Annotated in this window: 10 protein-coding genes; 5 read left to right on the forward strand and 5 right to left on the reverse strand. The window is 68.1% G+C overall.

The window, feature by feature from the left end:
- Nucleotides 1–25 precede the first annotated feature (25 nt).
- The 5 genes from FDZ84_RS29740 to FDZ84_RS29760 are packed head-to-tail and all read right to left on the reverse strand — an operon-like array spanning nt 26 to nt 3,753.
- Nucleotides 26–634, reverse strand: coding sequence for a TetR/AcrR family transcriptional regulator (locus tag FDZ84_RS29740; RefSeq protein ID WP_168588566.1), 609 nt, complete (start codon nt 632–634; stop codon nt 26–28).
- A 38-nt stretch (nt 635–672) separates the two neighbouring features.
- Complete coding sequence (locus FDZ84_RS29745; RefSeq protein WP_168588567.1) at nt 673–1,155, reverse strand: nuclear transport factor 2 family protein; 483 nt, start codon at nt 1,153–1,155, stop codon at nt 673–675.
- Nucleotides 1,152–1,994 (reverse strand): SDR family NAD(P)-dependent oxidoreductase, encoded by an 843-nt coding sequence (locus FDZ84_RS29750; RefSeq protein WP_168588568.1) that lies wholly within the window; start codon nt 1,992–1,994, stop codon nt 1,152–1,154. Before FDZ84_RS29750 ends, FDZ84_RS29745 begins: the two co-directional genes overlap by 4 nt.
- Complete coding sequence (locus FDZ84_RS29755) at nt 1,991–3,211, reverse strand: cytochrome P450 (RefSeq protein WP_168588569.1); 1,221 nt, start codon at nt 3,209–3,211, stop codon at nt 1,991–1,993. Before FDZ84_RS29755 ends, FDZ84_RS29750 begins: the two co-directional genes overlap by 4 nt.
- An 11-nt stretch (nt 3,212–3,222) precedes the next feature.
- Entirely contained in the window at nt 3,223–3,753 is a 531-nt protein-coding gene (locus FDZ84_RS29760; RefSeq protein WP_168588570.1) for a nuclear transport factor 2 family protein, read from the reverse strand.
- A gap of 214 nt (nt 3,754–3,967) precedes the next feature.
- Between FDZ84_RS29760 and FDZ84_RS29765 the strand changes: the two genes are divergently transcribed.
- The 5 genes from FDZ84_RS29765 (at nt 3,968) to FDZ84_RS29785 (ending at nt 10,341) form a co-directional block, all read left to right on the forward strand.
- Nucleotides 3,968–4,933: a cyclase family protein gene (locus FDZ84_RS29765; RefSeq protein WP_168588571.1), complete on the forward strand. Its 966-nt coding sequence runs from the start codon at nt 3,968–3,970 to the stop codon at nt 4,931–4,933.
- Nucleotides 4,934–5,008: 75 nt separating this feature from the next.
- On the forward strand, nt 5,009–7,744 hold the full coding sequence (locus FDZ84_RS29770; protein WP_168588572.1) for an ATP-binding cassette domain-containing protein: 2,736 nt from the start codon (nt 5,009–5,011) through the stop codon (nt 7,742–7,744).
- On the forward strand, nt 7,741–8,448 hold the full coding sequence (locus tag FDZ84_RS29775; protein WP_168588573.1) for an ABC transporter ATP-binding protein: 708 nt from the start codon (nt 7,741–7,743) through the stop codon (nt 8,446–8,448). Before FDZ84_RS29770 ends, FDZ84_RS29775 begins: the two co-directional genes overlap by 4 nt.
- Nucleotides 8,449–8,473: 25 nt before the next feature.
- Nucleotides 8,474–9,745, forward strand: coding sequence for an ABC transporter substrate-binding protein (locus tag FDZ84_RS29780; RefSeq protein WP_168588574.1), 1,272 nt, complete (start codon nt 8,474–8,476; stop codon nt 9,743–9,745).
- Nucleotides 9,746–9,813: 68 nt separating this feature from the next.
- The gene (locus tag FDZ84_RS29785; protein WP_168588575.1) at nt 9,814–10,341 is read left to right on the forward strand and encodes a hypothetical protein; all 528 of its coding nucleotides are present in this window, start codon (nt 9,814–9,816) and stop codon (nt 10,339–10,341) included.
- The last annotated feature ends 82 nt before the right edge of the window (nt 10,342–10,423 follow it).

Here is a 10,423-nt window from a genome sequence, read left to right on the forward strand (position 1 = left end):
CAGAGTCCTTCAGGGCGGGGAGCAGTCAAGACCGAAGACCGTGCCAGACGAAGTCCCAGAGAATGGCACCGAGCTTGTCCGGGTTGTGACCGGGATCTCCCTCGAACCACTGGTAGACCCAGTTCGTGACCCCGAACACCGCCATCGTGGCGTAGTAGGGATCGATCGGGCGGATCGATCCCTCGCGGATCCCATCCTCGATGATCCCGATGACGGCCATGCGGTACCTGCGCCGGAGGGCCTTGATCTCGCGCGCTGCGTCGGGTGGGAGCTCGCGATCGTGCTCGAAGAAGACCCTGACCGAGTGCTTGTGATACCGCATGCGGTGCACGATCGCGTGGGTGACCGACCTCAGCCGTTGTTCGGGAGCGGTCCCGGGCACCGACGCCTTCTCGAGGTCGGCGAAGAGGGCTTCAGTGTGCGCGCGATGGATGTAGACGAGGATTTCGGCCTTCGATCGGAAATAGTGGTAGAGCGACGCCTTGCGTAGGCTGGCGGCGCGAGCGATGCTGATCATGTTGGTCTGCGCGTAGCCGTTGGCGTCGAACAGCTGCGCGGCGAGTTCGACGATCTCGGCGCGGCGCTGCTCGAATGCGGCCGTCGACGTCGCCGCCGAACCGGTCTGTTGCTCCATGACGGAGATTCTTGCAACCCGTGAGGCGGGGAGGCCGTTCAGGCGGGTGTGGCGCGATTCGCGAGCTCGGGCGGCCGCCGCTCGTCGTCGGCGAGTCGGCCGGCTGCGGGCTCGAAGACGAGTCGGCTCAACGTGCTCTCGGCGATCTTCCAGCCGTCGGCCGTGCGTTCGTACCTATCGTGGTAGTGGCCGCAGCCGTGGAAACCCGTTCCGTCCGGTCGGTTGATCGTGTCCTCCATGGCCCAGATCGCCGTCGCCCGGTCGTTCGTGATCTCTATCTCCGGCATGTGGCCGTGGTGGATGCTGGTCACGTCAGGGCGCAGCTGGCTTTCGATGAAGGCCACCACCGCATCCGCCCCACGATGGACGACTCCGCGCGCGGTGAAGGTCGCGTCGTCGGTGTAGACCGAGCGCAGGCCGGTCCAGTTCTTCGTATCGAGATAACGGAAGTATCGCGCCTTGAGCTCCTCGATCTCGATTCGCGATTCCAGTCGCGCGAGGGCGTCGTTGTCGTAGCTCATCGACGTTCGTCCTCTCCGTGGTGGCGCCGGCGGATCTCGAGTCCGCCGGGATTGGTGCCGGACCCGTATACGGGGTCCTTGACGGAGGCGCCGCCGTCGGCGAGCAGGGTCTGCCCGGTGACGTTGCCGGCGGCGTCCGACAGCAGGAAGGCAATCGGGCCAGCGATCTCCAGCGCTGACCCGATCCGCCCGAGAACGGCCGGCCGCGCCATCCCCGCCTGGCCCTCCGCGCTCCAGATCGACCCCAGCCGCGCCGTCATCGTCGCGCCCGGGGCGACCGAGTTCACGCGCACCGCCTGCGGACCGAACTCCTCGGCCAGCGATCGCACCCAGCTGACGAGCGCGAGCTTCGCGGCGCTGTACGCCGGGTGTGTCCGGCTCCCGAAGAAGGCCGCGATCGAGGACACGAAGACGATGCTTCCGCCGCCGCGTTCGGCCAGGCGCAGGCCGGCCGCCTTCCCGATGAGGAAGGCGTGCTGGAGGTTGGACGCGAACTGCTGATGCCACTCCTCCAGGGACAGCTCGGGGATCGAGGTGAATCGCGACCCACCGACGACGTCGATCACTCCGTCGAGGCGTCCGAACTCGGACACGGCCCTGTCGAACATGGCCTCGACGTCGCGCTCGTCGGTGATGTCACCGGCGAACGGCACACCGCCGACATCCTTGGCGACCTCCGCCGCGGCCTGCTCGTCGCGGTCGGCACAGAGCACGCGGCCCCCGAGCGAGGCGACCAGCTCGGTGGTGGCGGTCCCGATCCCGCCACCGCCGGCCCCTGCGATCACGTAGGCGCGACCGTCGAGCCGGAAGATCGAATCGTGATCGCGCACGGCGGTCATCGGGCGCCCACCGGGAGGACCTTGAACCCGCGGAGTTCGAAGGTGCGCTGCCGGAGGGCCTCGCCGCGCAGCTCGAGCTCGGGTGCGCGGGCGGCCAGCCTGCGAAAGGCGACGGTCGCCTCCGTCCGGGCGAGGTTCGCCCCGATACAGTGATGAGCGCCGGCGCCGAAGCCGGTCGGCAGGTTCGGCGTGCGGTCGATGATGAAGCGCTCCGGCTCCGGATACTGGGCGGGATCGCGGTTGGCCGCGGGGAACAGCAGCATGATGATGTCGCCTTCGGCGACGCCGTGCCCGTCGATCTCGGTGTCGCGCAGCGCGCACCTCCCGGCGAAGTGGACCGGCCCGTCGAGGCGGAGGCACTCCTCCACGGCGGTCCGCGCCAGCTGTGGGTCCTGGCTGATGCGGCGGAGCCGGTCGGGGTCCTCGAGGAGGAGCTTGATGCCGTTGCCGATCAGGTTGACGGTCGTCACGTGACCGGCCTCCAGCATCAGGTGGACCGTGGCGAGCAACTCCTCCGTCGAGTAGCGACCCGCGCGCTCCTCCTCGACCAGCACGCTCAGAAGGTCGTCGGTCGCCGGCTCGCGCTGCTTCTGCTCCACGATCCGGTGGACGAACCTGTCCATCCCCCTGCCCAGCTCGGTGTACTGGTCGAGCGTCTCCTGGGAGGCTCGGGGGTCGATGGCGAGCAGCGCGTTGTCGGCGCGCACGAGCGTCATCAGCTCCTCCTGGTCGTCGGCCGAGATGCCGAGCACAACGGCCATCGCGAGGACCGGGAGGGGATGGGCGAGTTCGTGGATCGCGTCCCACGTGCCCTTCGCGAGCGCGTTGTCCAGGAGCCGGTCGGTCAGCCGCTCGATGACGGGCTCGATCTGCCGCATTGCCTTCGGTGAGAACGACGGATTGGCAGGCTTGCGCAGGCGCGGGTGGTCGGGCGTCTCCCGTGTCAGCATGGTGCCGCCGGCGAACTCGCGCGACTGGTTGGTCTTCGCGTTCTCCATGTGCGGGCGGGTGGCCTGCCACGCGGCCGCCGAGAAGTTGGTGCGGTCCTTGAGCGTCGCCATGACGTCGGCGTACCTGGTGAGAAACCACATCCGCCGCTTCCGGTTCCAGTGGACCGGATCCGTCTCGCGCATCTGGTCGTAAACCCGGGTCGGGTCGTCGTAGTGCTCGTCGGCCCACGGATCGAAGTCTTGATCGTGCACTTGCTCTGCCAGCATGGCGTCTCCGTTCACTGCGTCGGTGCAGGCGGCAGCCGGTCCGCCGGTTCAATCTGCTCTGTGCGGTAGGCGAGCCCGTCGGCCACGAACCGGCGCGCGATCCGCCAGGTGCCCGACCGGCGGGTGACCTGGTCCTGGTAGCTGCCGCACAACCCGTAGGCGATCCCGTCCCTCGTCTGCACGAGCGCGTGCAGGTAGCTGACCGCATCCGCGGCCGTGCTTGACGTGACGTGAACGGTCGAGTTGACGACCAGGTGTGCGGTCCGCGCGTAGCGCGCGATCAGGGGGGCGAAGTTGGCCCGCAACGCGTCGTGCCCCTCGCACCTGCCGAGCAGGCTCTCATAGGTCGCGTCCGGCTCGAAGAGCTCGATCATGCTGTCGAGATCGCCCGCGTCGTAGTGGACGGCGTACGCGACGAGCAGGTCCGTGATCGCGTGGGCGTGCTCGGCGTGGCCCTCGACGGGTGCAGCCAGGGTCTTGCGACGAAGGATCTCCTGATGCGCCGCTAGCCAGTCGGTGCGGGGGGCGGTGGTGACGGTCACGGGGCACCTCTCGGGGAGTCGGCCGACCGGTCGTTCGAATCTAGGCATGAAGCCGAGATTCTGTCAACGGAGCCTCGTTCTGGCCGAGATATCCCCATGACGTGGGGATATCTGGAATCCCGATCGCGTTCCTTGACCGCTCGTCTCGGCGCGAAGTAACGTACGCCATCCGTTGATCCGACCGACCGGTCGGATCAACGGTATGTAGTGGGAGGTGAGCAACGTGCGTCTGCCGAATTATGAGAATCTTCCGACGAACGCCGATGGCGTGCGGACGGCGTGGGGCGTGTTCGGGGACGCGGCGGACTCGGTGGGGCTGTTCAACCAGCTCACCGGTGACGTCGTCCAGAGCGCCGCGTCCCTCGTGCGCAAGGGCACCGTCTTCTCGCTCAACGCACCGCTCGACTTCTACACGCCGGCCCTCTTCGGGCGACCCTCCCTCTCGCGGGAGGTACAGCCCGTCAGGGAGTGGTGGGGACTGAACGAGGTCATCGACAACTTCAACCCGCAGTCCTCGACGCAGTGGGACGGTCTCTCGCATGTGAGCTACCGACCCGACCACTTCTACAACGACGCCTCGCTGGACGACGTGCTCTCCGGCGGCCGCAACACAGTCGCTCACTGGGCGCGGCGAGGCATCGTCGGCCGGGGCTTGCTGCTCGACCTGGCCCGCGTCGCCGACGCGGCGGGACGGTCGTACGACCCGGGTTCGTCGCATGCGTTCTCAGTCGACGACCTGGAGGAGGCCCGCAGGGCACACGGCGTCACCTTCCGGCCGGGCGACGTCCTCTTGCTCCGAACGGGGTTCACCGCGTGGTACGCGGATGCCAACGCCGAGACGCGCCAGCGTGTCGCCTCGCGCGAGGAGCTACGCGCGTGCGGCATCGCCCACACCGAGGAGATGGCCGCCTACCTGTGGGACAGCCACGTGTCCGCGGTGGCGTCGGACTGCCCCTCACTGGAGGTCTGGCCCATGGACCACTCGCCGGAAGCCTTCCCGTTCGGCTGCCTCCACCAGATCCTGCTCGGCCAGTTCGGCATGGCGATCGGCGAGCTCTGGTGGCTCGACGAGCTGGCCGACGACTGCGCCGCGGACGGTGTGTCCGAGTTCCTCCTGACCAGCGCGCCAATGAACTACCCGAGCTTCGGCGCGCCTGCCAACGCCCTCGCGATCAAGTGACAGCTGCCCTGCACGTCCCTGCTGCCGACCCGCTCGGCGTCATCGATCCGTCGTTTGCGAAGGAGCAGATCTGACATGGACGTTCTCCGGTTCGCCATCATCGGGGTCAGCATCGGGTCGGTCTATTCGCTGATCGCCCTGGGGATCGTGGCGACCCATCGCGGTTCCGGCGTGCTCAACTTCGCGCAGGCCGCGATCGGCATGTTCGGCACGTTCGTCGCGTTCGAGCTCCAGATCGGTCTCGACTGGCCGGTCGTCCCCTCGTTCCTTGTCGGCGTCGCCGTCAGCGCGGCGATCGCGGCGGCCCACCACCTCCTCGTGATGAAGCGCCTGATCAAGGCAGCGCTCGCGACCAGGATCGTCGCCACTCTCGGGCTGATGATCGGGTTGATCGGCGTCGCGAACCTCCTATTCCAACCGACCGGCGATGCCGTCGCGGTGCCGGCTGCCCTGCCCGACGTCTCGGTCAACGTCGTGGGGGACATATACATCGGGCTCGACCGGATCCTGACAGTCGTCATCGCTGTCGTTGCGACGGTCGCTCTTGTGCTCGTCCAGCGGCGCACCCGGTTGGGACTCGCTACGGCGGCGGTCGCCGAGGACACCGTCATCGCCGCGTCGATGGGCCTATCCCCGAACGTGGTCGCCGCCGTGAACTGGGCGATCGGTGGCGTCGTGGGAATGGTGGGCGTCTACCTGGTGACCCCGATCGGCGGGCTCGAGTCGACGAACCTCACCATGCTCATCATCCCGGCGATGGCGGCCGCCCTCATCGGCCGGTTCGAGTCGTTCCTCATCACCTTGGTCAGCGGTGTCGCCATCGGGATCCTGCAGTCCGAGACCAGCTTGTTCGTCGAGAACCGTGGCTGGTCGACGGCCGTGCCCCTGCTCGTGATCATCGTCATCCTCGTGACGCGAGGTACCTACATCCCCGGTAAGGCCGAGTCGAGCCAACGGGTCGCGAAGGTCGGTCCCGGTCGTATCGGGCCGCAGGGGATCGTCCTCACGGTCGCCGGGCTGGCGTTGATCCTGCTCACCTCGCTCGACTGGTTGACGTCGTCCACGTTGTCGCTGCTGTTCGCGATGGTCGCGCTCTCGGTGGTCGTCGTGTCCGGCTACGCCGGCCAGATCTCGTTGATGCAGCTCTCCTTGGCCGGGATGTCGGCCTATTTCACGGCGTTCATCGTGGCCAAGACCGAGCTGCCGATGTGGATGGCGATCGTGATCGCGGCGCTCGCGACCGTCCTGCTGGGCATGGTGGTCGCGGTGCCAGCGCTCCGCACCCGTGGGTCCAACCTGGCCATTGCGTCGCTCGGTATGGCTGCCGTGATCGACGCGCTGGTCCTGGACAACGGCGACGCCGTGGCCATGGTGTCCGAGCAGCCCATGCGCCAGCTGAGCCTGTTCGGGATCGGGTTCGACAGCTTCGAGAACCCACGGAACTTCGCGATCCTGTGCGTCGTCGTGCTGGCGCTCTGCCTGGCCGCGATCGCGAACGTCCGGCGTGGCATCTCCGGGCGCCGGCTCCTCGCGGTCCGCTCCAACGAGCGAGCGGCGATGGCACTGGGGATCTCGGTCCCGGGAGCGAAGATCTACGCGTTCGCCCTGGGAGCGTTCGTCGCGGGGCTGGCGGGTGCCATGCTGGAGGCCCAGCTGTTATTCGCTGACTTCACCCTCTTCACCGTGCTGGGCTCGATCGAGGTCCTCCTCAGCGCAGTGCTGGGAGGGATCGGGTCCCCGTCGGGTGCTCTGGTAGGCGGGGCCATCTCGAACGGCGGCGCGGTCAGCCAGGCGATGGCGACCTTCGTGCCGCCCGGTAACTGGCTTCTGGCCGTCAGCGGCTTCATGGCGATCGTGGTCGTCCTGCAGTCCGCGGACGGCCTCGTGCCGCTCTGGATCGACCAGGCGCGATGGCTCGTCCGCAAGCTGCTCCCGGGCCGGGGTGAACCACGACGGGGTCGTGACAAGCCGCTCGACGTGGCGGCGCCGTCCGGTGAGCAGCGGGCCAAGTTCACCGTCGACGTCCGCGGCGCGACGGTGCGATTCGGCGGCCAGCTCGCGCTCGACGACGTGTCGGTCGAGATCCGTCCCGGCGAGATCCTTGGGTTGATCGGTCCCAACGGCGCGGGGAAGTCCACATTCATCGACGTCGTCTCCGGTTTCATCCGCCCGCAGCACGGCACGGTGACCTTCGACACGGAGCCGGTGAACGGCCTGTCGCCGACCGAACGCTCCCGCAAGGGCGTCGTCCGCTCGTTCCAGAACCTCGAGCTCTTCGAGGACATGACCATCCGGGACAACATCCGGACGGCCGCCGACGACCGGGCCCCGTCCCGCTACCTCCTGGACGTGATCCGGCCGCAGAACGCCGCGGTCTCACCCGTCGCCGCTGCTGCCATTCGCGACTTCGGGCTCGCGGAGCACATGGACCAGTACCCGGCCGACGTCGACTTCGCTCGGCGACGGCTCGTGGCCATCGCGCGTGCCATGGCCGCCGAGCCCGCGGCCCTGCTGCTCGACGAACCCGCGGCCGGCCTCGACGCGACAGGTCGCGCCGAGCTGAGCTCCGTTCTCCGAGAGGTCGTGCAGCGCTCGGGCGTGGGTGTGCTGCTCGTCGAGCACGACGTCGACCTCGTCTTCTCGCTGTGCGACCGCGTCGTCGCGCTCGACTCGGGGCGCGTCATCGCCGCCGGATCTCCCCAGGAAGTCCGCGCTGATCCCGACGTCATCGCGGCCTATCTCGGCCCACAGTTCGACGACCGGAGCGAACCAGTGGGCGAGCCGACCACCAGCGGGAAGGCCCTGTCATGACCAACGCCTCCACCGTCCTGCGCGCCGACCGGCTCTCGGCCGGATACGGCCAGGCGACCGTCGTGCGCGACCTCGATCTCGAGGTCGGTGCGGGCGAGATCGTGGCGCTGCTCGGGAGGAACGGTGCCGGGAAGACGACGACCCTGCTGACCCTGGCGGGGGCTATCCCGCCACTGGGAGGATCCGTGACCTATCTCGGCAGGCCGCTCTCGGGCGCGCTCCACCAGCGCGCATGCAACGGCATCGCGTTCATCCCGGAGACCCGGGCGATCGTGCGGAAGCTGACGGTGCTCGAGCACCTGCGTCTTGCGGGGGTGGACGCGGACCGGGGCTTCGGCTACTTCCCGGAGCTCGCGAAGTTCGCCCGCCGGCCGGCCGGTCTGCTGTCCGGGGGTGAGCAGCAGATGCTCGTCCTGGCCAGGGTCCTCGGCACGGACCCGCGGCTGATGCTGATCGACGAGCTGTCGTTCGGCCTCGCTCCCCTGATCGTCCGCAGGCTGCTCGAAGCCCTGCGGGGTGCGGTGTTCGGCGGGGCGACGGGCGTCCTGCTGGTCGAGCAACATCCGGCCGCCGCGCTGGCGGTGGCCGATCGGGGCTACGTGATGGCGAACGGCGGGATCGCCATCACCGACACCTCGAGCGCTCTCCACGACCGATTGCCGGAGATCGAGCGGGCGTACCTGTCGGGGTCGATTCACAACTGAGCCAGACCTGAGAGAGAAGGCCACGATGCAATCAAAGACGATCTCATTCCTGCGCCGACTCCCGAGCTCCCTCCCGGCCCGGCGGTGGCGCCGGGCGGTCGGGCTCGTCGCGGCCGGGGCATCGGCCGTTGTGCTCGCCGGGTGCGGCGGAGGCACCACCGCCAGTGTTGGGGCAGGCAGCGAAGTCCTCGTGCAGGTGATCGCACCGCTGACGGGTTCGAACGGTGCGTACGAGCCCTGGGTGAACGCCGTGAAGGGCACCGTCGAGGCTATCAACGCCAGCGGTGCCGCCGGTGATCGGAAGATCAAGCTCGACATCTGCGACGCCCAGCAGAACGCCAACACCGCAGCGGCATGCGGCAGCAAGACCGTGCGCAACGGTGCCGTCGCCGCGCTCACGATGCTGAGCAACGAGCAGGCCTATCTGCCCTTCCTGGAGAAGGAACGGATCCCCGCGCTGGGATTCATGGTCGACCCGACGATGTTCACCAGCCCGATCTCGTACTCGACGGCGTCGGCGGGCGCAGCAGGTGTCCAGGGAGTCTTCGGGCTGGCGAAGAGCCAGGGCTGCCGCGAGCTCGTCCTGCTCCGAGCGGACCCCCAGCCCGCCGCGGCGGTGGCCGCGTACGCGGACAACTGGCGCAAGGCGGCCGCGACCGTCGGCATCCCGACCGAGATCGTCCAGGCCCAGCCCGGATCGGCCGACATGTCCTCGTTCGCCGCGAAGGCGGTCGGTCTCAACCCGGACTGCATGGACGTCGTCGGGTACGGGGCCGACGAGGTGTCCCTGATCAAGGCGGTGGCCCAGGCCGACCCGTCCAACAAGATCAGGCTGTTCACGACGCCGTCGCTGGTGTCGCCGCAGACCATCAAGTCGCTGGGCTCGATCCTGGACCGCATCACCGGCGTCAGCTTCGTCTGGGACTCGTCCGAGCAATCGCAGGCGGCGCATTCCGGCGTCAAGCAGTTCGCCGAGGAGATCGCGAAGTTCGCCCCGAAGCCGAACCAGCTCGACAACAACAGCGCCGTGATGTGGTCGCAGACGCACGTCATCGCGCGAGCGATCAAGCAGGTGACCGGTGACGTGACCGCGGCGAAGGTCAAGGAGCAGCTCGACACCTTCACCGGGTACGACCCGGGAACCAGCCCGCTGGTCTCGTTCAATGCGCCGGCTGCGGCTCCGGTGCCCAGCCGGATGTTCGCGCCGTATGGGGTCGCGGTGAAGTGGGTCAACGGCGCCGCGGTGACCGAGGGCGACTTCTTCCACATCTACACGGGTCAACCGGTGACGGGATGACCGGCGCGGGCGGGCCGAGGTCTCGTCGCTCGGCCTGCCCGAGCACTCGAAGTTGGAGTTGATTGGTCATGAGTGAGCTCTTCAACGGACGCTGGCGGATCGACGCGGCTCGCAGCCTCGTGTGGGACGACGCCACGAAAGAGCACGTCCCGGACCTCGTCGGGGACGAGATCATCACCCTGCGGGTCGACCGGGGAGTGCAGGACTACGAGGTGCTGTACGGCGACTCGCCGGTCATACGCATGGGGTACACGAGCCGCTACGACGATCCGACGTGGGTCCCGTACCTGGTCAGGAGCATCGAGAACACCGCGGAGCGGACCGACGAGGAAGCCGTCGCCGAGTTCAAGGCGCGGATCCACGCGGCACAGGGGGAGCGCGAGCGCCATTTCGTGGTGGGCAAGCCGTACGGGCTCGTGCGAACCGTCTACGTGGACGAGCGCTCTCACTACCGGGTGAGCAAGGACCCGAACACCAACCGCGCCCAGTCGGTGATGTTGCGACGCATGGCGGAGGACGGCGACTTGTACGTCTCGACCGTGATGGATCTCGACGGGGTGCCGTTCCGTATCCGAACATTCGTCCGGGATCGCTGAACAAAGGGGAAGTGATGAGGGCCGTGAGCCATCCACGTGCTGCTGCAGGTGGTCCGGCATGCGAGCAGTGTCGTTCGGAAAT

Origin of the sequence: Saccharopolyspora sp. ASAGF58, assembly GCF_012277335.1 — a bacterium.
Classification (GTDB): domain Bacteria; phylum Actinomycetota; class Actinomycetes; order Mycobacteriales; family Pseudonocardiaceae; genus Saccharopolyspora; species Saccharopolyspora hattusasensis.

Excerpts from the sequence above, each read along its gene's own strand:
- FDZ84_RS29775 (WP_168588573.1), top strand. The coding sequence starts at position 7,741 with ATGACCAACGCCTCCACCGTCCTGCGCGCCGACCGGCTCTCGGCCGGA.
- FDZ84_RS29785 (WP_168588575.1), top strand. The coding sequence starts at position 9,814 with ATGAGTGAGCTCTTCAACGGACGCTGGCGGATCGACGCGGCTCGCAGC.
- FDZ84_RS29755 (WP_168588569.1), bottom strand. The coding sequence starts at position 3,211 with ATGCTGGCAGAGCAAGTGCACGATCAAGACTTCGATCCGTGGGCCGAC.
- FDZ84_RS29745 (WP_168588567.1), bottom strand. The coding sequence starts at position 1,155 with ATGAGCTACGACAACGACGCCCTCGCGCGACTGGAATCGCGAATCGAG.
- FDZ84_RS29740 (WP_168588566.1), bottom strand. The coding sequence starts at position 634 with ATGGAGCAACAGACCGGTTCGGCGGCGACGTCGACGGCCGCATTCGAG.
- FDZ84_RS29780 (WP_168588574.1), top strand. The coding sequence starts at position 8,474 with ATGCAATCAAAGACGATCTCATTCCTGCGCCGACTCCCGAGCTCCCTC.
- FDZ84_RS29750 (WP_168588568.1), bottom strand. The coding sequence starts at position 1,994 with ATGACCGCCGTGCGCGATCACGATTCGATCTTCCGGCTCGACGGTCGC.
- FDZ84_RS29770 (WP_168588572.1), top strand. The coding sequence starts at position 5,009 with ATGGACGTTCTCCGGTTCGCCATCATCGGGGTCAGCATCGGGTCGGTC.